Below are 23,378 nucleotides of genomic sequence, written 5' to 3' on the forward strand. Positions count from 1 at the left end.
TTTTAGTTTTTATAGCGGTCGATGGTTTCCTGAAGCCGGCGGGCGATGGTCTGCGTGGAGCCCGTTAACTCCTCTTTTGTAAGGGTCAGCGAAGCCCGGCTTTCATCCATTTCGAGCGCTTCTGCGAATAACCCCCCAAGTCCGCGGGCGCGGCGGTCCACTTCAAGCATCACTTCGACATGGGTTTCCTGAAGAAAGAAAACGGCCTCCAGTTCATCTAAGTAGGAGCGGTAGTTTCCACCAGGTGCGAATTCGAACTCCTGGACATATCCGTGCCGCTTGGAATACTCCATTTCGACTTTTCTTAAGCGGAAGCCGAGCTGGTTTTCCAATGCATCCAGAATGGTTCCAATGTAAGGGTGCGGAGCGATAGTGACTGGATCACGGTCTTCCGGATCAAGTGCTCTTGGAATATCCAGTCCGGTTTCAAACCATATCGGAAGCCGTCGTCCCAGAGAAGCCGGTACATGAAAAGGGATGGTGATGGAAAAAGGAATTTCCTTTGTCTCTCCCTCTTGAATCGTGATGGGTCCGGATACTGCGTATTTCTGCAGGGACACGTTTTCTTTCACTTTACGGTCATCCACCTCGCGGACAGCCTCCGTCATTAAAAAGATATGAATGGCATCAATGGACTGTTCCACGTCTCCCCCTTGGATAACAACCTTCCCGTGAACGTCTTCACCCGGGATGAATTGATCCTTTTCCAACTGGGTATCCACTTTGGCGGCTCCGACACCGACACTTGCTAAAAACTTCTTGAACATACGATCTCCTCCTTTTTTAATGTATACGGATGAAAAGAAGAAATGGGTTCAAAAAATATGAATCCTTCTTTTTATAGGTATAAAGGCTCCTTTATGAGGGGGTGAACACTTTACTAGGATAATAGTTTCAGGATAGTACCGGGAGGGAATGATGTTCTTTCAGAGGCTTTTATTCTTCATCAGGGTAAAATGTTTTTGTGCAAAAAGGTGAAGAATTTCTATATTAGGCCGATACTAGAGAATAAGGACCAGGTAGAGAGGGAGAGGTTAGTGTTACATAAAAAAAATCGAACGATGTTGTTGTTTTCAGCAGTAGGCTTGGCTTTGATGTTTTTGATTCATCTCATTCACAGAAACAGGATGCACCATTGGTCAGCTGCGGATTTCAGTGCCTATACGCCGTATTTGTATATGTACATGGTGGTGCCGTTGCTGCTGTTTATATTATCTTCCGTATTCTATTACAAAAATAAAACCCATCAGGCGCTGCCGTGGATAAACGCGCTGCTTTTCACGTTTATCAGCATCGGCATGATCACGAATGGGGAAGGTATGGTCGTCTACCATTTTTCCATCTTTTTAGTTGTTGCTCTTGCTGCTTTTTATGACCGGGTGGAGCTGCTTGGATTGATGACGATCATTTTTGCTTTGTTTCACTTCGGGGCTATGTTTACAGGGACGGAGTTTTTCTATGGAACATCGGATTATACGTGGTTTATGTTTGCGCTGCATGGGGTTTACCTCCTGCTGACAAGCGCAGGGACAAGCTATCAGATTGTGTTGAAAAACCGGCATGTCAATGAATTGAAAACATTGTCGGATGACAAGCAGGAAGAAACCAAACGATTAATGGAACAGCTTCAAACCGTTGGCGCCGCCCTCCAGGAAACCGTTCAGCTGTTAAACCGTTCTTCAGAAAGCTCCACCCATTCGTATCAAGAGTTGGAAGATTTGATGGAACGACGCCATGAAAACACCGATCTTCAGGTCAAAAAAGCAGTGAAGAATGCTGACGACCTTTCGCATATGCATAAGGCGGTAGAAAATATGAACCAGAATCTCCATATGGTTCTCGACCAGGCAGGACAGACGGCCCGGGTTACCGAAGTAGGTGAACAGTCGCTGGAGCAGATTGTTGGTCAATTGCATCAGACCGAATCAAGCATTCATCAAACGAATGAGACCGTCCAGTTATTAAGCACATCGTCAGAGAATATTTCACAGGTTACGAAAGACATCGCATCCATTACAGAAAATACAAGGATGCTTGCCTTGAATGCTTCCATTGAAGCTGCGCGGGCCGGCGAACATGGGAAGGGCTTCAGTGTAGTGGCAGCCGAGGTACAACGCTTGTCTCAACAGTCGGAAGCATCGACAAGGAAGATCTTTGCAATCGTGGAAACGATCCAGCATTACGTTGATCAGGCTGATCAGCATTCCAGTGAAGGTATGGATCGCATGGCTGCGAGCAGGAAGCATCTGGAAGAGATGGAGACGAACTTCAAAGATATTCTGAATCAGTCGCAGCACGTAAAGAGTGAAGCAGAGGAAATACAAGTTTTTGGTGAAAACCTGACCAAAACCGCGGATGGTTTATCCCATTCGTTTGAAGATCTCTTATCCTTTATAAAAGAAGGGAAAGTTCAGAATGATCATATCAGAGAGGTTTCAAAAGGACAGCTGAAAACCATCCAAACCATGGGGCAGGAAGTCCAGCAGCTCTCAGGTATGATCCTGGACATTCAGCACATTACCGAAGAGATGGATGTCAGCCGGTTGGCAGGTTACAAAAAACGTCTGCCTGCGTTGAAAGATGTCAGCTGACTGGTTTGCTCGGACCCGGCACATGGATGCCGGGTTTTTTTCGTCGATCGTCACGGGTCAGCGGTTAGTTTACCGTGCTCTGCTTTTGATTTGTAAGCCGGTCGAGAGAAGGTGGGGCAGCAGAAAGTCATGGGTAACCGTATAAAGCAGCAGCCGGATTATGATTTCTTCTTTTTCATAGGACCATCATGAATAACGCGGTGTTTTTTCTGAAAGGTGAGAGAGGATTTCCGGAAACGGGCGTGGAAATAAAGGAAGCAGAAGAGAGGAGTGAAAATCCATGGGATATGAATTGAAAACAAAGCAGAATGACCGCAGTGTCATTGAATTTATTGAAGAGGTGGAGTCAGAGAAGAGGAAAGAAGATGCCTATCGTCTCCTCGATATCTTCACAGAAACCAGTGGATATGAAGCAAAGATGTGGGGGACAAGCATCATTGGTTTCGGGTCTTACCATTATAAGTACCCCACCGGCCATGAAGGAGATGCGCCGCTCGTCGGTTTTTCTCCCAGAAAAGCGCGGCACAGTCTATATTTCGCTACAGGGGATGAAAAAAGAGCTGAACTGCTTGAACAGTTGGGAAAGCATAAGTCAGGAAAAGCCTGTGTGTATGTCAATAAACTGGATGATATCGATACGGATGTGCTGAAAGAGCTGATCCGTCAATCGATCACGTTCCTGAAACAGACGTATCCGGATGAATAAAAAATGCCTCTCCCATGAAAAGGGAGAGGCATTTTTTTATTGGTGCTTATTATTGAACAGTTCCAGGAAGGCGTGATACATCTCCGTTCCTTGAACCGTTAAGAGTGACACGGCTGTTAAGGAAAACATGCCGATCATAATCATTCTAAACCAGAACATCATTGGTTCCCCCTTTACTTTTTTGAAGTTGGTGCCTCAAAAAGTAAAGGATGATAAGTAGTTGGATTGATAAAAAACCGTGGTCAGCCATGTGGACCTGCTCGTATCCCACGCAGAAACCATAACGGAAGTCGGGTAAATCTTGAGATCCGGCCGGGCAGCTCCGGAGGGAAGGACCCCGTCATTGGCAGCAGGGTCCTCTTCAAACGAAGGGCCTTCCGCCGTTACCGTCTGGCTTTCCTGAATATCTGCTTTTACCGGCATGTGGGACATGTCCGGATGGGAAAGCAGGAGACACAGGCCCGCCATCCATAACAGTGTGAACAACGGCTGTTTCTTCATCAAGAAAGCCCTCCTTTCCGTTTCAGGATAATCCTATTATACAAAAGGCGTTTTTATGTGCAACTGTTTTGTTTAATCATAAAGCTGGTCGAGGCTTTCGTTCATATCTTCGGCTTCATTTCGATAATAAAAGTAGAACCCTGTCCAGATGCCGGCATAGATGATGAGGAACACAGCTGTGAATATAAGAAAGCTTCCTAAGTTCAAGGACAGCCAGCCGGCGTAAATCGCCAGTGGGAAATAGCCGATGGTCACTGTGATAAAGTGAAGAATCGTCTGTTGGAGCAGAGTGAGCGGCTCGATTTCAAAGTACAGGGGACTAACAGCAAACAACCATCCGGCAGCCATGGCGGCCAGGGAATTTTTTACGAAGGCAGCGCTGTCGAGCGTCGGGGTGTTACCAAAAAAGATCAGGGTATAAACGATGATCGTGGATAAGAAAGCTCCGAAGAAAATACCACCTGCACTTCTGATAAGAAATGTTTTCATCTGCTGTCCCTCCTGTTCATATTCAGCATCTCCTTGATTCTCCCCACATAGTGCCTGGATGCGTATTCCTTTTCTCCTGATTTGAAATACACGCAGAGGGTGCCGTTAAAAGAAGGCTCAAAGCGGCTCATTTCATAGATATTGGCGAGAACAGACTTGGAGATCCTTACAAACCGCTGGGAAGGGAGGGAGCGTTCCAGTTCATAGAGTTTGTCCTTAACCTTGAAGGAGGCGTCTTTGGTATAAGCGAACACGGCCTCATCCTCAGACCGGAAAAATTGAATATGTTCCGGCTTTAAAATGTGCTGGCTTTCCCCGCTTTTCCCGACAACAAACGCCTGCTTTTTTTCGTGGAGGAAATCAAGGATCTCCTTCACGGTGTCATCAACGTGACTGCAGTGAATCGTAATGCTCGTTTCCGGATGGTTTTCATCGACATCAATGTTCACTTTCATGGCTCACCAATCCCTCCTGACGTTTTGGATCTGTTTCTAGTATACGCGTGGTTTCCCAGTTCTGTAATCATCATACGGTCCAGCCGCTGTTTTGGAAAGGTGAGGGGTGGATAGGAAAAGGTGACATGCAAAAAGGTCCGCTCTCAGGAGCGGACCGGGCTTTGTATGTACTGCCACCCGAGAAGAGCCATTTCCAGGGCGATTCGTTGATCGGATCGGAGGAAGTGGGAACCAAGGATTTCTTCGAGTTTCTGAATTCTGTGGTAGAGCGTCTGCCGCACGATGAAAAGACGTTCAGCGGTATCCTTCTTTGATCCATAGCTTTCCAGATAGGCACGGAGTGTCTCAAGAAGATCGGTATCATGCGCCTCGTCATAGGCAAGCACATCCCCCAGTGTATCTTGAATGAATGATTCAAGGCGGCCTCGTTTATCGTCCTCTATGATCAGCCGCCACGGGTGGAGTTTCTCATAGAAGGGAATCTCAAGCTGAAAAGCGGCCTGGATGTGGGCGGCTTCCTGTGCACAGCGCATGGCAGGAGTGATTTCTGATAGATTTGTAAACAAAGGCCCGCAGCTGATGGTATGATACATACTGCGCACTTTTTCCTTCATTGCCTGCAAGGACTTGAACAGACGTTCCGGAACTTGTTCCTTTCGTTCATCCAGAAGCAGGAGGACGAGTTCATCACGATTCTGCACGGTCAGAGGGTGAAAGCCTTCTTGTTGAAAAAAAGATTGGAAAATGTCCCGCTGGTAGGGGATGCTGTCATCATATCCGGTCAACAGACACGGAATGCCCCAGGCCCCGCGGCTTCCCATGGTTTTCTTAAGATAGGGCAGCGCCTCTTTTTCAGTCATGGAGCCTTCGAGCCAGCGGCTGACCCAGTTTTCCTGGCGGGGCATGAGCCTTGAGGACTGAAGGATCAGCTGGTTGATATCTTTGGAGATATCGATAAACCGGACCTCCTGATTAAACACGAGAACGGGAAGGTCATGGTCGTCTGCCAGCTGCAGGAGTGGGGATGGAAGATGGGTGATGTAATCGCCGAGTTCTATGCAGAGACAGGTCACTTTTTTTTCGATAAGCTGTTCAAGGAAGGAACGGGCATGCTGCAATTCCTTTCCCCATCCGATTCCTGTCGTCATGACACATTCGCTGCCATGCAGCAGGTGTTTCACTTTCGTCAATTCAAGAATGTGCGCCCAGGAAACGGCCTTCTGGAGCCCGCCGCGGCCGGCCAGTATGGACGCATGCTTGAACTGGGGGCGCTTCAGCATATCGTGAACCGTAAACATCATCGTGGACATAGAAAGAATCAGCCTCCTGTATGTTTTTACATCATGTACATGGGTTGATGCTGAGAATTGCCCTGATGTCTAATGTGTTCCTTACTATTCCATGCTAGGATTAATAATAATCTTCCAATTCAAATATATCTGAAAATTATGGATCGGAAAAGGGTTATATGGCGAAATAGGTTGTAGGTAATAGATAAAGGAGGATCTATATGAAACAAAAAAAACCGTTTGAGGAGGACCCTCGGTACCGGGTGGCGGACAGGGAAGCGCTGATCGGCGTTGGTCTTGTCATCCTCAACTTTCTCATGTGGTTCGGCTCAGCGTACGGACTGGGATCAAAGCCGGTATCCGAGTACAATTACATTTTCGGTCTTCCGGACTGGTTCTTTTACAGCTGTGTTGTAACCACTGTGGTTATCACTCTTCTCGTTATTCTGGCTGTGAAATATTTTTATAAGGAAGTTCCGCTGGATGAGGAGGATGAATCATGAACTGGGCTGTTGTCGTACCTCTTTTAGTTTTTCTCGTTATTATTTTCTGTATCGGTTTTTACGCTTCGAATCATTTGAAGACGACATCCAATTTCCTGCAGGAATATTTCCTTGGCAGCCGGCAGCTGGGCGGTTTTATCCTTGCGATGACAATGATTGCTACATACGGCAGCGCGAGCAGCTTTATCGGCGGACCTGGAGTTGCCTATACGATGGGACTCGGCTGGGTGCTTCTGTCCATGACACAGCTTGCTACAGGATATTTCGTCTTATCGGTGCTTGGTAAGAAATTCGCTATTATGGCAAGGAAGATCAAAGCTGTCACCCTGATCGATTTCCTGAAGGAACGCTATCAGAATAAGTGGGTCGTCATTTTGTCAGCGATCAGCATTATCCTGTTTCTGTTTTCAGCTATGGCGGCCCAGTGGGTGGGCGGTGCCCGGCTGATTGAATCGCTGACGGGGCTTTCCTATACAGCAGCCTTATTCATTTTTGCGGTATCGGTCCTTGTCTACGTCATTATCGGAGGCTTCCGCGCCGTAGCGATTACCGATACCGTCCAGGGCGTTGTCATGTTCTTCGGGACGCTGGTCATTTTGATAGGTACCATCATTGCAGGAGGCGGAATCGGTCCGATTATATCTGACCTGGCAGCAGAGAATCCGAATCTGATTTCGCCGTATGGTGCTGATCAGTCTCTCACACCGCTCTATGTATCATCCTTCTGGATTTTAGTAGGTGTTGGTGTCGTCGGTCTGCCCCAGGTGGCTGTCCGTGCCATGTCTTATAAAAGTTCAAAAGGGATGCACAGGGCCCTGTTGATCGGAACCGTTGTCGTAGGGTTCATTATGCTCGGCATGCACTTGACGGGGGTATTTGCCCGGTCCGTGCTTCCAGGCATAGAAGTTGGAGATACGGTCATGCCGAGAATTGCGATGGAAGTGCTGCCGGCCTGGCTTGCCGGAATCGTTCTGGCCGCACCGATGGCCGCGATCATGTCAACGGTCGACTCCCTGCTGCTGCTGGTCAGCTCCGCTGTCGTTAAGGATGTGTACTTGAATTATGTGAAGCCGGAGGCAGACGACCGCACGATTAAGAAAATCAGTATCGGTGTCACGACCGTCATCGGTCTGCTCGTATTTGCCATGGCCGTTAACCCGCCCGAACTGCTGATCTGGTTGAATTTATTCTCCTTCGGTGGATTGGAGGCGGCCTTTATCTGGCCGGTGATTATGGGCCTGTATTGGAAAAAAGGCAATGCAGGCGGAGCGATGGCCTCGATTATTACCGGGGTCGGAAGCTATATTATATTCCATTCATTCATGCCGAATGCTTTTGGAATGCATACGGTTGCTATGCCGGTGCTGTTGTCGTTCGCTGCCTATGTCCTTGTCAGTCTCATCACGATGAAACATCATGCCAAGGTTCAGGATGAAGTCATTACCAAACTATGGAGTGCATAGAGGAGTGGATGAAATGATCTTGATTGATGAAAAAGCACGTGTGGAGCGCGATACAAAAGAAGTGGTCGATTTGACGCAGGCGCTTGTACGGATACCAAGTGTCTACCGTCCGGGGGTAAAGGATGGGAACGAAGAAAAAACCGCTCACTTTGCTGCTGCGTATCTGGAGCGGATGGGACTTGAAGTCCATGTAGAGGAGGCAGCGCCGGGGCGTCCGAATGTCATCGGAATTTATGATACCGGAAAGCCGGGGAAAACCTTGTTGTTTGAGGGTCATACCGACGTCGTTACAGAAGGGGATCCTGCTCGCTGGTCATATGATCCGTTCGGGGCTGAAATCGTCGAAGGCCGGATGTATGGCAGAGGCACCAATGACACAAAAGGCAACCTGGCCTGCGCCATCACCGCAGTTCACTCTTTGATTAAGGACAAAGAAGCGCTGACTGGAAAAATCATTCTCTGTATTCCATGTGATGAAGAAGGCATGATGATCGGCATCAAGCATTTTATTGAAAATGGGTGGGCGAGCGGTGTGGATGGCGCTGTCATTTGTGAACCGGAGGAAAACCAGCTTTGTACCGCTCAAAAAGGAGCGATGAGGATCCAGATTGATGCTTACGGCCGGCAGGCGCATGGAGCGATGCCGCTCTCAGGCTTAAACCCGAATACAAGAATGGCACAAATCATTGTCGCTCTGGACCAGCTTGAGCAGAGAGAAAAGGAGAGAACCGGCAGACATGAACAGTTGGGATGGCCGAGCATTACGCCGACGATCCTGCAGGCACCGGTATCCGGGGAGCCTCAGATCAATGTTGTGCCTGAACAGTGCAGAACAACGCTGGATATCCGCACGATTCCAGGACAGGATCATGAGGCGTTAAAGCAGGATATTCAGCAGATTCTCGACCGGACGATGGAAGGGGATGCCGGGTTTCATGCAGAAATGGAAGTGCTGGAGGAACGTCCGTGGACGAAGACCGACCGGCAGGATCCTGTCGTGACCGCAGTGGCGGAAGCTTACAAAAAAGTAACAGGAAAAGAGCCGGTGTACAACGGCGTGCCCGGGGCCACCGACGGAACGTTTCTACACCTTGCCGGCATCCCGATTTTGACCACGGGTGGAGGAGACCGGGAAGTTCCACACCAAGTGGATGAATACATTGACATCTGTGACCTTGTTGAAACGACCCAGTTGTACCGTCAGACGGCGCTTGAATTTCTTGAGGAGCCGAAAGAGTCATGAAGCTTGCAGTCATGGCGGGGGACGGCATAGGTCCGGAAGTGATGAATGAAGCGCTTAAAGTGTTGAATACCCTGTCTTCTCTGGATTCGGGGTTTCAACTGGAAATGGAAGAGCTGCCATGGAGCAGTGCCTACTATATGGAAACCGGTCGGATGATGCCTGAAGGGGCCCTTGATTATTTACAGCATTTCGATGCGATCTTATTTGGAGCCATCGGAGACGCCCGGGTACCAGATGAAGTGACCATCTGGGATTTGATCATGCCGATCCGTAAGCAGTTTCAGCAGTACGTCAACGTACGGCCGGTGAAACAATTGAAAGGGGTTGCTTCTCCGCTGTACACGAGAGACCCGATTGATTTCGTCGTCTTCCGCGAGAATGCGGAAGGAGAATACTCCCACATGGGCGGCCGTATGTATGATCGGACGGATCAGGAGATGGCGGTACAGACGACGGTCATGACGAAGGCCGGGATTCGGAGACTGAGCGACTATGGTTTTGCCTACGCGAGAAAGCATGGAAAGAAGACCGTTACAAGCGCCACGAAATCCAATGCCATCATTCATACGATGAAGCTGTGGGACGATGTCGTCCGCAAAGTTGGACAGCAGTACCCGGATATTCAGCTCTCCTCTGTTTATATTGATGCGCTGGCGGCCTACTTTATTAACCGTCCGGAATCTTTTGAAGTCGTTATTGCATCCAATCTATTCGGGGATATATTAACAGATCTCGGGGCAGGACTTGTGGGCGGCCTCGGCTTATCACCTTCAGCAAACTTGAATCCGGAAGGCCGTTTCCCATCCATGTTTGAACCCATCCACGGGTCAGCCCCGGATATATCAGGAAAAGGCATGGCCAACCCAGTTGCCCAGATCTGGTCGGCGGCATTAATGCTGGAACATAACGGACGGCCTGATTTAAGCGATATGGTAATGAATGGGATGGAGTCTGTTCTTGCGGAACAGGACATACGTACACCCGACCTTGGTGGAAAATCAAGTACGGCAGATATGGGGGATGCCATCATTCGTGCCATTCATGCCCAAACCTAAAGGAGGAATGTTGAGGTGAGAGTCAAAGATAGACATTTCATTGTAACCGGTGCTTCCGGAGGAATGGGAAAGGCGGTCATTTCCAGATTGATGGACGAAGGGGCGTCTGTAACCGCTGTGGACCTCCGCTGTCGGGACATGGAAGATTTGAAGGATAGGGCCTTTCAGTTTGTTGAGGCGGATTTGACGAAGGAAGAAGACGTGAAGCGTGTGGTGGATTCGGCAGCTGCATATTCTGAGCGGATCGATGGCATCGTCAACGCTGCCGGGATGGCCCAGGCTGCAGCTCCTCTTGAGGAAGTCACGACGGAATTCTGGGATGCCATTATGAATGTCAATGCCAAAGCGGCCTTTCTCATGTGCCGGGCCGCTGTTCCTTATCTGAAAAAACAGCAGGGCGGAGTTATTGTGAATGTTGCCTCCATTGCCGTTGAACGGGTGAGACCCGGCCTCAGTGCCTACATTGCTTCCAAAGGAGCTGTGACGGCTTTTTCGAAAGCGCTTGCTATTGAGCTTGCTCCTCACAGCATCCGGGTCAACGTCATTCACCCCGGTCCGTCTGATACCGGCATGCTCGGGGAATTTGTCCAGCCCGGAGAGAATATGGATGATACAAAGAGGGAGGTGTTTCAGCAGTCTGTCCCACTCGGGAAGCTGATCGACCCTGATGATATTGCCCATGCCGTCGTATACCTCGTTTCTGATGAAGCACGTATGACGACCGGCGGTGTTTTTTCCATTGATGGCGGCCGCGGATTATAAAGGGGGAAATGAATGTGCGCATACTTAAGAACTTAATCAATGGTGTCTGGTCAGAACCTTCTGCCGGTGCACGGATGGATATACATAATCCTTCGACTGGAGAAGTGATCGCCGATGCTCCCGCAAGCAGCAAAGAGGATATTGATCTGGCCGTATCGGCAGCAAGAAATGCTTTTAGTGCAGGAGACTGGCCGTTGGTCAAGCCCTATGAACGTGGACAGATGCTTATGAGAGTGGCAGAAGTAATCAGGGAGAATAAAGAGTCGCTCGCCCGTCTAGAGACGATTGATACGGGAAAGCCGATTTCACAGGGAAGGGCGGATGTGGAGGCAGCGGCCCGTTATTTTGAGTTTTATGGGGGAGCCGCCGACAAAATCCACGGGGAAACGATTCCGATTGAACCGGGGGTGCTTGACTACACCCTTCGTGAGCCTGTGGGCGTCACGGCTCACATCATTCCTTGGAACTATCCGCTTCAAGTGGCCTCGAGAAGCTGCGCAGCCGCTTTAGCTGCAGGCAATACGGTCGTCATGAAGCCGGCGGAACAGACGCCTCTGACTGCTGTAGAGCTTGGGATGATTCTCCAGCAGGCAGGCTTTCCTGAAGGAGTCGTGAATATCGTCCTTGGAGAAGGACACACCGCAGGGGCGTCCCTTGCTTCTCATAATGATATCAACCACGTCACTTTCACAGGATCGGTGCCGACCGGGACGAAGGTGATGAAAGCTGCCGCAGAAAATATCGTCCCTGTGACCCTTGAGCTTGGAGGGAAATCTCCGAACATCGTATTTCCGGATGCCCCGCTGGACGAAGCGGTCGAATGGGTGGTCAAATCGATCATTCAAAATGCCGGCCAGACATGCTCCGCAGGTTCCCGCCTGCTCGTTCATGCGGACTGCAGAGCTTCGTTCGTAGAGAAGGTGATCCATCGAATGAACCATTTGAGCTTGGGACCTGGAGAAAGCGACCCGGATATCGGTCCGATTTTATCCGAGCAGCAGTGCCGGCGGATTGAGGATTTTATGAAGAAGGTGGAGGCAGATGGGGGGACGTTTCTGCTTGGTGGTACACGTGCGCACGTCTCAGAGGCACCTGGAGGCTTTTATTTCAAGCCGACGATTATCGACGGTCTGCGGCCTGAAAGTGAGATAGCCCAAGAGGAAGTGTTCGGCCCGGTCCTCTCTGTGTTCACCTTTGAAACGGATGAGGAAGCGGCTGATCTTGCCAACAGCACCGAGTATGGACTTGTCACGGGTATTTGGACGAAGGATGTATCCCGTGCCCATAAGCTGGCGGAAAAAGTGAAGGCTGGGCAGATTTTCATTAATAATTACGGTGCCGGCGGTGGGATACAGATGCCTTTTGGCGGTTACGGCAAGAGTGGTTTTGGCAGAGAGAAGGGGCTGGAAGCTTTAAGAAACTATACACAACTGAAAAACATCGCCTTGAAAATGTAAGGGCTCTGTATAGCCCGCTCTTCAAGCACGCATGCTAACAGAAATGCAGAGGAGGCGTGCCGCATGAAGGATACACCTTATCATTACGATGGAAGTGTTCAATCAAAGGAAAAGTATGAGCAGCCGGAGGAAGTTGTGATTCCAAAGGACGTCAGCCGTCATCTCTCCGGTAATCCATATGTGAATCATGAGGACGAATCGTTGTAAGAAGAAACTTCATAAAGTTGGCCCCAGCCTGTAGAAAGCTTCTGTTTTCCTACAGGCTGTTTTTTTATGCCTTGGAGTGATCATTCCGCTCTTCTTTCCATAATTTATTGCTTCTCGGTTGTAGTAAGTTTCCTTCTTTGCTGCACACTAATGAGCATCAGAGAATGGAAAGGAACGATGAACCATGGCTGAAGTGCTGTATATAACCGCCCACCCTCATGATGAAACTGCTTCTTACAGCATGAGTGTCGGCAAGGCATTTATCGAGCAGTATAAAACCGCAAACCCAGAAGATACGGTTACGCCGATTGATTTGTACAAGGAGTCCATCCCTCACATCGATGCGGATATTTTCAGTGGCTGGGGGAAGCTGCAGTCCGGAGGTGAACTCACCCCGGATGAGGAGAGAAAAGTGTCCCGCTTGAAGGAATTAAGTGATCAGTTTACGAGCGCTGATAAATATGTCTTTGTAACACCGATGTGGAATTTCTTTTTTCCACCGGTTATGAAAGCTTATATTGATTCCGTAGCAGTGGCAGGGAAAGCTTTCCAATACACAGAGGAAGGTCCTGTTGGTCTGCTGACGGATAAGAAAGCCTTCCATATCCAGGCGTGTGGTGGTATTTATTCTGAAGGCCCGGCTGCAGGAATGGAAATGGGGCATCGGTACCTCAAGACTGTCATGCAGTTTTTCGGTATTCCCTCGATTGAAGGGTTGTTCGTTGAAGGGCATGCGGCTATGCCTGACAAAGCCGGGGAAATAAAGTCGACAGCTGAAGCGAAAGCCAAGGATGCCGCAGAAACGTTCTAAACCTTCAAGATCCGCTTGACAGGCGGGTCTTTTTTTGTGAAAAAATGACAGAATATTGTTTTGATTATGGGTGAAATGGGAAAAAAATACATGTTATATCTTTAAATCATGTCACGAAGCTCAGCAGCCGACGCTTAAGGGAGTTTATTATTTTGAGGAGGAACGCAATGGCTACAAACAACCGGGCGGTAGCGTACACCGGAAATGGCGGCGTAACGGTCAAGGAAATCGAATTCCCCGAACTTGTCCTGAAAGATGGACCGGGTGTGAATCCGAAGAATGTCGGGCGCAAGTGTGAACATGGAGTCATTTTAAAAGTCGTCTCCACCAACATCTGTGGAAGTGACCAGCATATGGTCCGCGGACGGACGACGGCACCGGAAGGACTCGTGCTCGGCCACGAGATTACAGGAGAAGTCATTGAAACAGGAAGAGATGTCGAGTTTGTCAAAAAAGGGGATTTGGTATCTGTACCTTTTAACATTGCGTGCGGAAGGTGCCGCAATTGTATTGAAGGGAAAACCCACATCTGCCTGCATGTGAATCCCGACCGACCTGGTTCGGCGTACGGTTATGTCGACATGGGGGGATGGGTAGGCGGCCAGGCGGAATATGTGATGGTGCCTTACGCAGATTTTCAGGTTCTCAAGTTTCCGGATAAAGACGAAGCGATGGAGAAAATCCTTGATTTAACGATGCTCTCGGACATTTTTCCGACGGGATTTCACGGCGCCTATAAAGCGGGTGTGAAAATGGGTTCCACTGTATATATCGCCGGCGCGGGTCCTGTCGGCCTGGCTGCTGCTCACTCCGCCCAGCTTCTCGGTGCGTCCGCTGTCATCGTCGGTGACTTGATTGACGAACGGCTGGCGCAGGCGGAGAGCTTCGGCTGTGAAACGATCAACGTTGGTAATCATGACAATATCTCTGAACAAATCGAACAGATCCTCGGTGTCCCTGAAGTGGATGCGGCTGTAGACTGTGTCGGTTTTGAAGCTCACGGCCACAACCATCAGGAAGCACCGGCAGCGGTCTTGAACTCCATTATGGACGCAACAAAAGCAGGGGGCGGACTCGGGATTCCCGGTCTTTATGTAACAGAGGATCCCGGGGCCTCTGAGGAAGATGCACGGCGTGGACTGCTTAAGCTCGATTTCGGGCTAGGTTGGGCCAAAGCGCAGTCGTTTGCGACCGGGCAGACGCCTGTCATGCAGTATCATCACGGATTGATGATGTCGATATTGAAAGGAAAAGCCGACATTGCGAAAGCGGTCAATGCCACCGTCATTGGTCTGGATGAAGCCCCGCGCGGCTATGAGGAGTTTGATGGGGGAGCCGCTAAGAAATTCGTACTGGATCCCCATAATCTGATCCGTACGTAAAAATGAAAACGCATCCCTCAGTGGAGAGGGATGCGTTTTTTTTGAGAGAAAAAAGCTGGACATCTGTTCTGCAGCTGTCAGGATCCGACTTTGCGGTACTCTTCCGCCATCGGAAGCTCCTTTCCTTGTGTGAATCCGCTGATGATGACGACAAGACCGATGTTGCAGATCAGGCCGAGGATGCCTGGGTTAATATCCAGCGGTGTAGTCGGTGCGACGAGCTGGAAATAATAGTTCACGACTGTACCGGTGATCAACCCTGTAATGACCGCGGGTTCTGTGACTTTTTTCGAATAGAGCGCTCCGTATACGCCCGGGGCGAACTGGACGATCGATCCGTATGCACCGAGCAGGAGGGCAATCAATCCCTGGCCTCCAAAAACAGTAATCACATAGGCGAGTCCACCAATGACAAACACACCGATCCGCATGATTAAAAGGGTGGTTTTGGAGGAAAGATCACGCTTGATATTCTTTACAAACCCGTCGGTAAATTCGAGGGAAGCACTGTGAGTAATGGCATCGGCTGTACTCATGGCTGCTGCCAGGGCACCGGCTCCGACAAGGCCGTACACCCAGCCTGGCAGGGTAAGGACCGTCGTGATCAAATAAGGGAGAATTTCGTCGGGTGATCCGATTTGGGACGGATCAATGACATTGACAGCTGAAAATCCGACAAACAACAAAGGAATCAAGAACAGGGCGAATACAGGATAGACGAGTACCGTCTTCTTTATCGTCCGCGCTTTTGTGGCATAGGATTTAGAAAATAAATGCGGCCACATAAGAAAGCCGATGGTGGAAACGAGAATCGTCGTCGTATAAGCCATCGCACTCATCGTCGATCCTTCGGCACCGATCTGAAGGAAGCCCGGAGCGGTCTCTGTTAAATTCCTGAACATATCAGGAACACTGCTGTGCAGCTGATTCACAATCGTCAATCCGACCGTCCAGGAAATGACGATCATGAGCATGCCCTGGAAAACATCTGACCAGGCGGCAGCCCGCAGACCGCCGGTCGCCACATAGACGACGACAATGCCGTAGGACAGCAAGGCACCGAGCCAGAAAGGAATACGGCCCTCAGTCATAATGCTGAAGATATAGGCCATGCCTTTCATCTGAGTCGCCAGATACTGGATCGAAGCGAGCAGAGCGATGATTCCGATCATCATGGCCAGTATGCGGCTGGAATAACGCAGCTGCATGAAGCCGGCGACGGTATAAATGTTATGTTTCCGTCCGATCCGGCCGATTTTCGGACCGATAATATACCACGGTAAAATAGCGAAAGCGGTGTAGGTGATGATATAAAGCGCTGGAGCCCCCCGGGAGAAAGCCCACCCTGGAGCCCCGAGAAAGGAGAAGGCACTGAAGACGGCTCCTCCCATTAAGAACCACATGACGAAAAGACCGAGATTTCCTTTAGCTGTCGTGAATTCTTCCAGAGACTGCTTATCCTGATTGCGGCCGGCAAGCACACCGATCAATAAAGCGATCACGAGATAAGCAATCATCATAATCATTGCAATCTGCCACTGAGCCATTTACTGGACCCCCTTTTCGTCTTTGTCCGGATCCAGACGGTAAAGGAATAGTACAATGACAAAGGTGATCAAGATCCAGAAAATCACCCAGAATACCGAGAAGGGGAGGCCCATAATGAAGGGGGTCTCCCGGTTCCCGATGGTGAAAAGCGGGAAAACCATCAACAGGAAAGGAATGCTTAATGAAAGGCAGTAAATTTTTATAAAACGTTGTTTACTCAATAGACGTCCTCCTTTTGCAATGTATATACGGTTTTTCCATTCAGGGTGGTGTTTTCCACCTGTATGCCGGGAAGCTCGTAAACAGGACAATTCATAATGGAACGATCGAGGATAATAAGGTCGGCCGCTTTGCCTGGTTCCAACGTTCCTTTCCTGTGTTCTTCATGCGAGGCGTAAGCGCCGCCCCACGTATAAGCCCGGATCACTTCCTCAAGTGGAGAGGCCTGGTTTTCTCCTATGATCCGGCCGCTTTTACTGCGCCTGGTAACCGCTGCATACAGACCGTAAAAAGGATTTGGAGTGGTAATCGGACTGTCGGAACCAACGGCGTATGGAATGTGCTGATCCGTATAGCTTTTTAATGGGAACATATGGTTGATGCGTTCTCCGTAATCATGCTCATAGCCGTCGCCGAATTCATAGAGGAACGAAGGATTCGGAATTGGAACCGCTCTGGTATTTCGAATCCGTCCGACAAGGTCGGAAGGTGCAATTCCTGCATGCTCAATCCGGTGGCGCGGGGAGGATGCTGGTGCATGATCGAGCGCTCGCTCAATGGTGTGCAGCATCATATCCACGGCTTCATCGCCCATCGCATGAGCGGTGATCTGCCAGCCACGATGGTGGGCCTCCAGAAGTGGTCCGTCCAGTTGATCCTGGGAGAGGTATAACATTCCTCTGTCTTCGGGGTCGCTGTTATAGGGGTCTCTTGTTCGGCAGGTAGGACCGCTGCTGCTCCCATCGATAAACAGTTTCGCGGGTCCAATTTTGAACCATTCATCCCCAAGGCCTGTTGAAATGCCGCTTTCCAGTCCTGCGCGGACCATTTCCGGAGCGTTGGACAGGGAACCGTACAGTGCATAGATGCGCTGCTTCACGATGCCTTTCTGGACAGCCTGCTGTAAATAGCGGATATGCTTCGTCCCATAACCGCCGGCGTCATGAACACTTGTAATGCCGTAGGATAAAAAGTCCTGAGAAGCAAGCGCCAGTCCGTGAAGTACCTCTTCTTCGCTGTAATCGGCGTGCTGAAAGACAGTCATATGAGCGGCTTCCAGCAGCAGGCCGCTCAACTGTCCGTCGATTTTGTGGTAAGACCCGCCCGCCGGATCTGGAGTGGAATCCTCGATTCCTGCCATCTCCAGGGCTTTGCTGTTTACGCAGGAGATATGCCCGCACGTCCGCACGACTATGATCGGATGGGAGGTGGACACTTTGTCCAAGTCCCACCTCGTTAGATGCCGGTTCTCAGCCAGTTCGTTTTGATTGTAGCCCCATCCCCGCACCCAGTGACCATCCGGGGTGTTTCCAGCCCTTTCTTTCAGTGCCTTCAGAACGTCAGGAATCGTCGGGGGTTTTTTACAATTGACACCGAGGGCATTTGTTCCGTAAAGCTCGAGGTGGGCATGAGCGTCAATGAATCCGGGCATGAGCGTTCTGCCCTTGAGGTCGACAACCTCTGTATGGGCGCCGGCGGTTTTCATGATTTCGTCGTTCGTTCCCGTTGTGAGGATGCTATCCCCCTGGACGGCCAGGGCCTCATACACATGGAAATGTTCGTCCGCTGTGACAATTTCTCCGTTCATAAAAATTTTGTCTGCCTGCATACGTGCCACCTTTCTAAGCTCCGGAAATTTCCACCGCTGTATGATAAAGCAGCTCCACACCTTTTTGTAAATCTTCCATTTCTGCGTATTCCAGCGGGTTGTGGCTGATCCCTTTTTCACAGCGGACGAAGATCATGCCGTAATCACTGATATAGGACATAAACAAGGCGTCGTGAAACGGACCGCTCATGAGGGTTGGAGATTGATAACCAAGCTCATCATCGTGTTTTTTCATAATCTCTTTAATCCAGTCCGCGCAGTAACGGGGATCACTCTTGGTATCTTCTGTAATGGAGTACTCGAGGTTGTGTTCTTTACTCGTTTTCTCAATTAATTGATAGAGTTTTTCTTCCAGGCGGTTTCTCGCGTCCAGGTCGATGTCCCTCAAATCAATGGTGAACTCGACCTTTTCGGCAATGATGTTTCTTGAATTCGGGAAATTCTGGATGCTTCCGACCGTTCCTACGGTATTTGGTGTTCCTTCCCTGCGGACAAGTTCATTGAATTCTTTTGTAATGATGGCAGCCCCGAGCATGGCATCCTGTCGTAAATGCATCGGTACAGATCCGGCATGGCCGGCGAAGCCTTCCAGAGTCACCGTAAGCCAGATCGGCCCGGAGATGGCTGACACGATGCCTACAGGCTTATCCTTTGATTCAAGGACAGGCCCCTGTTCAATATGAAGCTCTAAAAAGGCTTCAATATCGCCCGGCTTGTAGACGGGACTTTCCGATACATCCGGTTCGACACCGAATTCCCTTAAAGCTTCGAGCCGGGTCATCCCTGTTTTATCTTTCCGGAGTATCTCCCCTTCCTCGAGCTGGCCGATGAGGCCGCGTACACCAAATACACCTTTGTTGAATCGGGAACCTTCTTCATCAGCAAAGCAGATCACTTCTATCGTGCGAACCGGCTTTATGTTTTGCTCTTTCATTGTATGTACAACTTCAATGGCCCCAAGAGCTCCGGCGGTCCCGTCAAAACGGCCCCCGTACGGCTGGGAATCAATGTGGGACCCCATCATGAGAATAGGCTGATCAGGCTCGGTGCCCTCCATACGACCGATCAGATTGCCGAAACCATCAATCTTTGTCGTCAGCCCGGCTTCTTCCATCCATCCTTGTACGACATCAACCGCTTTCCGGTCATCCTTGGAATGGGCGAGCCGGTTGACACCCGTTTCTCCAATTTTTCCGATCTCCGCAAGTGTCATGAGATGGTCTTTATACCTGTCCTGATTGATCTGCAACAATCATCGCCTCCTTTGTTTTTATCACTATATCAACATCTGAATTGTCTGACAATTAACATAACGTAAAACGATGTTGGATAATGGTGGAAGTTGTGGCTGTTCTTTATGTCAGGCATAAAAAAACCCTCCGGCAGGTCCGGAGGGGAAAGGATCAAAAGGTGAGCGTCTCGCCATCCTCAGGGATGTGAATAGACGGATAACCGCTCGTATAAGACTTCAACTCTTCTCTCGTTAACAGGCAGTGGTTCAGGGATTCCATGTGCACAGCGAGAATCTCAGACTCCGGTGCCGCCTGGGAGGCAGCTGTGACATCTTCTTTCGTCATCGTTATCGGCCCGCCCTCTAAAAATTGAGCGGCACCCGCGTTCACGACGATCACATCAGGACGGCGGGAGGACAGCGTCTGTTCGACTTCTTCATACCAGACCGTGTCCCCGGCAATATAAAGACTTTTTTCACCTTCTGCTTCAAAAAGGAGACCGGACACCTTTCCTGTCATAGCTGTCATTTCTTCCGACCCGTGCCGTCCCGGGGTACGGGTAATGCGGATCCCTTCCATATCCACGCCATTTTGGAAGGAGTGGACGTGGGTGAATCCGGCGTCCTGCACCGCACTCACATCTTCTTCATTTTGAGCGAACAGGGGCGTTTGCTTGGGGAGAACGTCCTTTGCTTCCTCATCAAAATGATCAGGATGAAGATGAGTGATGAAGACAGCGTCCACATCGGTCAGACTTTGGGCATCGACAGGCAGGGGGGCGGTCGGGTTCCTTAAATCCTGATGGGGCGTATCCGGGAAAGCCGGCATGGCTCCCTGTGAGGAAAGGAATGGATCGATTAGAAAGGTTTTTCCTCCATAGCTCACCAGTAATGTTGCATTTCGAATCAGCTTGATTTTCATAAAGGCTTCCTCCTTTTATCTCTGTTGACAATAGCGTACTATGAAGGGAAATAGGAGTACACCTTATTAATCAAGTGTTTGGCTGAAAAGAGTTGAAATATGAAAGGAAGGCAGAAGTCATGGACAAAACGGATGAGAAAATTATAGAAGAGCTGAAGAAAGATGGCCGGATGACGATGAAGGAGCTGGGCGCACATGTCCATCTCACAGGACAGGCCGCAGCATCAAGAGTCTTGAAATTAGAAGACGAAGGGCTGATTGAATCCTATACCGTCCGCGTGAACGAAAAGAAGATGGGCTATCCTGTCCACTGCTTTTTGAATATCTACACAGACAGCCTGAATCATCAGCCTTATTTTACATTTCTCGAGAACCATCCATCATTCGTCAGGAATAATTATAAAATCAGCGGGGAGGGGTGCTATTTATTGGAATGCCGTTTTCCTTCCAATGAGGTCCTGGATGAATGGCTGGTAGAACTCAATCAACGGGTGAGCTATAAATTATCCATTGTCATCCGTAGCTAGAGGAGCATTCAATGGAGAACCCCCTGTCTTTCAACTCCCTGCAGATAAGGGAAAGGAAGTCTTGATCCAGTCCCATCTCAGCAGCCTGACGGTAGGTCAGAAGGAGAAGGGGATCCGACAAGGTCTTGATCGACGAAGCGTTCAGGTGAACGAAGTGGTTTTTGTTATCGTCGCTGCTTTCCATAGGACGCGGGGGTGTTTTACTCATGGTTATGCCTCCTGAGCGGAGCCGGTTGCACTACTCACTCCCTGTGATTCAAGTGCCCACATTAAAAATCACAGTTCATCGTGTCTCGTTTATTTTATTTTGATACGTATACCCTTCCTTTCACAAAAGGAAACGACCTGAACCGCAGAATCTGTTTCTTATAATCGTCGTTGTTTATACTCTATTATTACCACAAAATGACTGATTTTGTAATAGGAAGAAAGACCATAATGTACAGGTTTGTACATGTTTTGTACATCTTCTTTTACATAGGGGTGACAATTTTCATAGACAAATCTGTTAGGAAATGTCGATAATAGAACAAAGGGATGCAAGAAGGAAAAGAGGGATAAGAGTGTTTGTGATCATTCAGGAATTTTTTATTAATATCTGCATCGTCATTGCCCTCGTTTTTATGTATCTGCAGTTTCGATGGACGAAGCTGCTGCCTGCGGTTTCAAAACAGAACAGTCAGTGGATCGACGGGGTGGCAGGCGGATTGCTTGGCATGCTGCTGATGTACTTTTCCATACAAGTGACTGAGCAGACGATTATCGATCTTCGTCACCTCCCGGTCATCCTTCTGATTCTATACATAGGCATCCGCCCGGCTTTGTTGAGTGCTGTCATTATTGCTTCCGGACGTTTGTTATACGGGGTCAATCTTTCTTCAATGGCCGCTGTCATCTTAATGATTTTCTTGTTCATCGGTTATATGTGGCTGTACCGGAAGCTTCATCACAGGGAGAGTCCGCTCAAATCCTCCTTTCAAATGCTGCTCTGGTCGAACATCGTCTTTTCGATTGTCATTTCCTTGGTGGTCAGAGACTGGGGCACACTGCAGTTTCTCATTCCCATCTACTGGCTGATTTCATTTATCGGTGGGATGCTGGCTTCCTACCTCGTCCATTACCTGCGGAGGTCTCATTATCTTTTTAAAACGTATGAAGAGCAGTCATCCGTCGATTATTTGACGGGATTATATAATGTAAGGGAGTTTGACCGCCTCTGGAACGATAGTGTGAGGAACGCCGTGGAAAAAGAGGAAGCGTTGACCCTGCTTGCCATCGACATTGATTTCTTTAAGCGCGTGAACGACACCTATGGGCACGCGGCGGGTGATGAAGTGCTGCGCCAGCTGGGGAGCACCTTGAATGAAATAACCCGATCCTTTGATATCGTATCCAGAAACGGTGGAGAAGAGTTCACCGTTATCCTTTTGGACTGCAGCAACGAAGCCGGCAGGGCGAAAGCAGAGAAAATTCGGCGGACGGTGGAACATCAAGCGTTTCTCCTGCCTGATGGAGAAAAGATTTCCATTACGGTCTCTATTGGGGTGAGTACATATCCTGACCATGTGTCGACAGCGAAGGAACTATTGGAAAAAGCGGATGAGTCCTTATATGAGGCGAAACACTCGGGGAGAAATAAAGTCATATCTGCATGAAAAAGGATGCCTGTGAGTCAGGCATCCTTTTTATTTTGTTATTTGTTCTAAACGATTTAACAGGTCATCAAGCTCCTGGGAGATTTTGAGGAGTTCTTCATAGCTGCGTCCATCTTCATAGGCTTCATACATTTCAGCCCGGATGCCTTCGATCTTTTCATTCAGGTTTGACAAAAACGTTGTATTCAGCATATGACACCTGCCCAAAGAGACCTTCCACTATAGTGGAAGGTCTGATTCATAGTGATAGATTATACAGAAGGTTACAAACTTCTACAAATTTTATGTCCCTTTGATCTGTTTTTTATCGGCTTTATACATCAGCCAAAGGGCGGCGGTTAGAAGGGCGAATGCTGTGATACGCTCTCCGTCCAGGGGAATTCGAAGCCCGCCGAACCATCCGAAGTGATCGATCAGCATTCCGGTGCCGAGCTGTCCGATGATGGTGGAAATGTTGGTGGCCATGACACCGATCTGTGGAACAGCGAGGACGGTCAGAAACATGTAACCGACACCGAACCACACGGCGCTCAGCTGCCAGGAGGGAGCCTCCAGAATTTTCATAACGTCGCCGCCGCCAAAGAAAAGGACGAGCAGAGCAAGCATGAGTGCTCCTGTTATAAACGTGAAAAAGGTCGTTTCATACGTGCCGGCTTTTCTGCTTAATGCTCCATTGATGGAGCTTTGTGAACTGAGTAGTGTACCCCCTGCCACAGAGGCTGCGATAATCAATAAGCCCATAAGAATCCTCCT

The 23,378-nt window shown here is 49.3% G+C and carries 27 protein-coding genes and 1 riboswitch; of the genes, 13 read left to right on the top strand and 14 right to left on the bottom strand.

Going from position 1 to position 23,378, the window contains the following annotated elements:
- Positions 1–2: 2 nt before the first annotated feature.
- Positions 3–767 (bottom strand): sporulation protein, encoded by a 765-nt coding sequence (locus tag ACXAD6_RS05205; RefSeq protein ID WP_474967936.1) that lies wholly within the window; start codon positions 765–767, stop codon positions 3–5.
- Between the two features lie 360 nt (positions 768–1,127).
- Here ACXAD6_RS05205 and ACXAD6_RS05210 point away from each other — a divergent pair, with 360 nt between their 5' ends.
- Complete coding sequence (locus ACXAD6_RS05210) at positions 1,128–2,591, top strand: methyl-accepting chemotaxis protein (RefSeq protein ID WP_474967937.1); 1,464 nt, start codon at positions 1,128–1,130, stop codon at positions 2,589–2,591.
- 280 nt (positions 2,592–2,871) lie between these two features.
- Positions 2,872–3,297: a DUF1801 domain-containing protein gene (locus ACXAD6_RS05215; RefSeq protein WP_474967938.1), complete on the top strand. Its 426-nt coding sequence runs from the start codon at positions 2,872–2,874 to the stop codon at positions 3,295–3,297.
- A gap of 36 nt (positions 3,298–3,333) precedes the next feature.
- Here ACXAD6_RS05215 and ACXAD6_RS05220 read toward each other — a convergent pair whose 3' ends face one another.
- The 5 genes from ACXAD6_RS05220 to ACXAD6_RS05240 all read right to left on the bottom strand — a co-directional run bounded on the left by ACXAD6_RS05220 (position 3,334) and on the right by ACXAD6_RS05240 (position 6,052).
- The gene (locus ACXAD6_RS05220) at positions 3,334–3,456 is read right to left on the bottom strand and encodes a hypothetical protein (RefSeq protein WP_474970475.1); all 123 of its coding nucleotides are present in this window, start codon (positions 3,454–3,456) and stop codon (positions 3,334–3,336) included.
- 36 nt (positions 3,457–3,492) lie between these two features.
- A complete protein-coding gene (locus tag ACXAD6_RS05225; protein ID WP_474967939.1) occupies positions 3,493–3,798 on the bottom strand; it encodes a hypothetical protein in 306 nt (101 codons plus the stop codon).
- Positions 3,799–3,870: 72 nt separating this feature from the next.
- Positions 3,871–4,287, bottom strand: coding sequence for a DUF3021 domain-containing protein (locus ACXAD6_RS05230; protein ID WP_474967940.1), 417 nt, complete (start codon positions 4,285–4,287; stop codon positions 3,871–3,873).
- Positions 4,284–4,742, bottom strand: a complete 459-nt coding sequence (locus tag ACXAD6_RS05235; protein WP_474967941.1) for a LytTR family DNA-binding domain-containing protein — start codon at positions 4,740–4,742, stop codon at positions 4,284–4,286. Before ACXAD6_RS05235 ends, ACXAD6_RS05230 begins: the two co-directional genes overlap by 4 nt.
- Before the next feature lie 143 nt (positions 4,743–4,885).
- Positions 4,886–6,052 (bottom strand): PucR family transcriptional regulator, encoded by a 1,167-nt coding sequence (locus ACXAD6_RS05240; protein ID WP_474967942.1) that lies wholly within the window; start codon positions 6,050–6,052, stop codon positions 4,886–4,888.
- A gap of 200 nt (positions 6,053–6,252) precedes the next feature.
- Here ACXAD6_RS05240 and ACXAD6_RS05245 point away from each other — a divergent pair, with 200 nt between their 5' ends.
- The 9 genes from ACXAD6_RS05245 to fdhA all read left to right on the top strand — a co-directional run bounded on the left by ACXAD6_RS05245 (position 6,253) and on the right by fdhA (position 14,914).
- Positions 6,253–6,534: a YhdT family protein gene (locus tag ACXAD6_RS05245; RefSeq protein ID WP_474967943.1), complete on the top strand. Its 282-nt coding sequence runs from the start codon at positions 6,253–6,255 to the stop codon at positions 6,532–6,534.
- Complete coding sequence (panF, locus tag ACXAD6_RS05250; protein WP_474967944.1) at positions 6,531–7,997, top strand: sodium/pantothenate symporter; 1,467 nt, start codon at positions 6,531–6,533, stop codon at positions 7,995–7,997. Before ACXAD6_RS05245 ends, panF begins: the two co-directional genes overlap by 4 nt.
- Positions 7,998–8,010: 13 nt before the next feature.
- Entirely contained in the window at positions 8,011–9,240 is a 1,230-nt protein-coding gene (locus ACXAD6_RS05255) for a M20 family metallopeptidase (protein ID WP_474967945.1), read from the top strand.
- Positions 9,237–10,295, top strand: coding sequence for a tartrate dehydrogenase (locus ACXAD6_RS05260; protein ID WP_474967946.1), 1,059 nt, complete (start codon positions 9,237–9,239; stop codon positions 10,293–10,295). Before ACXAD6_RS05255 ends, ACXAD6_RS05260 begins: the two co-directional genes overlap by 4 nt.
- Before the next feature lie 15 nt (positions 10,296–10,310).
- Positions 10,311–11,057 (top strand): SDR family NAD(P)-dependent oxidoreductase, encoded by a 747-nt coding sequence (locus ACXAD6_RS05265; protein WP_474967947.1) that lies wholly within the window; start codon positions 10,311–10,313, stop codon positions 11,055–11,057.
- Positions 11,058–11,065: 8 nt separating this feature from the next.
- Complete coding sequence (locus tag ACXAD6_RS05270) at positions 11,066–12,514, top strand: aldehyde dehydrogenase family protein (RefSeq protein ID WP_474967948.1); 1,449 nt, start codon at positions 11,066–11,068, stop codon at positions 12,512–12,514.
- A gap of 63 nt (positions 12,515–12,577) precedes the next feature.
- Complete coding sequence (locus ACXAD6_RS05275; RefSeq protein ID WP_474967949.1) at positions 12,578–12,721, top strand: hypothetical protein; 144 nt, start codon at positions 12,578–12,580, stop codon at positions 12,719–12,721.
- Between the two features lie 184 nt (positions 12,722–12,905).
- The gene (locus ACXAD6_RS05280; RefSeq protein ID WP_474967950.1) at positions 12,906–13,532 is read left to right on the top strand and encodes an FMN-dependent NADH-azoreductase; all 627 of its coding nucleotides are present in this window, start codon (positions 12,906–12,908) and stop codon (positions 13,530–13,532) included.
- Between the two features lie 167 nt (positions 13,533–13,699).
- On the top strand, positions 13,700–14,914 hold the full coding sequence (gene fdhA, locus ACXAD6_RS05285; RefSeq protein ID WP_281657660.1) for a formaldehyde dehydrogenase, glutathione-independent: 1,215 nt from the start codon (positions 13,700–13,702) through the stop codon (positions 14,912–14,914).
- A 77-nt stretch (positions 14,915–14,991) separates the two neighbouring features.
- Here the strand turns inward: fdhA and ACXAD6_RS05290 are convergent, their stop codons facing one another.
- The 5 genes from ACXAD6_RS05290 to ACXAD6_RS05310 all read right to left on the bottom strand — a co-directional run bounded on the left by ACXAD6_RS05290 (position 14,992) and on the right by ACXAD6_RS05310 (position 20,443).
- The gene (locus tag ACXAD6_RS05290) at positions 14,992–16,461 is read right to left on the bottom strand and encodes a sodium:solute symporter family protein (RefSeq protein ID WP_474967951.1); all 1,470 of its coding nucleotides are present in this window, start codon (positions 16,459–16,461) and stop codon (positions 14,992–14,994) included.
- Complete coding sequence (locus ACXAD6_RS05295) at positions 16,462–16,683, bottom strand: DUF3311 domain-containing protein (protein ID WP_474967952.1); 222 nt, start codon at positions 16,681–16,683, stop codon at positions 16,462–16,464.
- Positions 16,680–18,290, bottom strand: coding sequence for an amidohydrolase (locus tag ACXAD6_RS05300; RefSeq protein ID WP_474967953.1), 1,611 nt, complete (start codon positions 18,288–18,290; stop codon positions 16,680–16,682). The genes ACXAD6_RS05295 and ACXAD6_RS05300 overlap by 4 nt, the downstream gene beginning before the upstream one ends.
- Before the next feature lie 13 nt (positions 18,291–18,303).
- A complete protein-coding gene (locus ACXAD6_RS05305) occupies positions 18,304–19,539 on the bottom strand; it encodes a hydantoinase/carbamoylase family amidase (protein ID WP_474967954.1) in 1,236 nt (411 codons plus the stop codon).
- Between the two features lie 154 nt (positions 19,540–19,693).
- Entirely contained in the window at positions 19,694–20,443 is a 750-nt protein-coding gene (locus tag ACXAD6_RS05310) for an MBL fold metallo-hydrolase (protein ID WP_474967955.1), read from the bottom strand.
- Positions 20,444–20,562: 119 nt separating this feature from the next.
- On the opposite strand from ACXAD6_RS05310, the gene ACXAD6_RS05315 reads away from it, so the two are divergent.
- Positions 20,563–20,970, top strand: coding sequence for an Lrp/AsnC family transcriptional regulator (locus tag ACXAD6_RS05315; RefSeq protein ID WP_474967956.1), 408 nt, complete (start codon positions 20,563–20,565; stop codon positions 20,968–20,970).
- Here ACXAD6_RS05315 and sda read toward each other — a convergent pair.
- Positions 20,957–21,178 carry a sporulation histidine kinase inhibitor Sda gene (gene sda, locus ACXAD6_RS05320; protein WP_474967957.1) on the bottom strand — a complete coding sequence of 74 codons (222 nt, stop codon included), beginning with the start codon at positions 21,176–21,178 and terminating at the stop codon, positions 20,957–20,959. The genes ACXAD6_RS05315 and sda overlap by 14 nt on opposite strands.
- Before the next feature lie 10 nt (positions 21,179–21,188).
- Positions 21,189–21,272, bottom strand: a riboswitch (cyclic di-GMP riboswitch).
- Between the two features lie 261 nt (positions 21,273–21,533).
- Between sda and ACXAD6_RS05325 the strand changes: the two genes are divergently transcribed.
- Entirely contained in the window at positions 21,534–22,625 is a 1,092-nt protein-coding gene (locus tag ACXAD6_RS05325; protein ID WP_474967958.1) for a GGDEF domain-containing protein, read from the top strand.
- A 30-nt stretch (positions 22,626–22,655) separates the two neighbouring features.
- Here the strand turns inward: ACXAD6_RS05325 and ACXAD6_RS05330 are convergent, their stop codons facing one another.
- On the bottom strand, positions 22,656–22,817 hold the full coding sequence (locus ACXAD6_RS05330) for a Spo0E family sporulation regulatory protein-aspartic acid phosphatase (protein WP_474967959.1): 162 nt from the start codon (positions 22,815–22,817) through the stop codon (positions 22,656–22,658).
- Positions 22,818–22,907: 90 nt separating this feature from the next.
- Positions 22,908–23,366: a DMT family transporter gene (locus ACXAD6_RS05335; RefSeq protein ID WP_474967960.1), complete on the bottom strand. Its 459-nt coding sequence runs from the start codon at positions 23,364–23,366 to the stop codon at positions 22,908–22,910.
- Between the last annotated feature and the right edge of the window lie 12 nt (positions 23,367–23,378).

It is taken from the genome of Halobacillus sp. ABH2_015 (assembly GCF_056158945.1).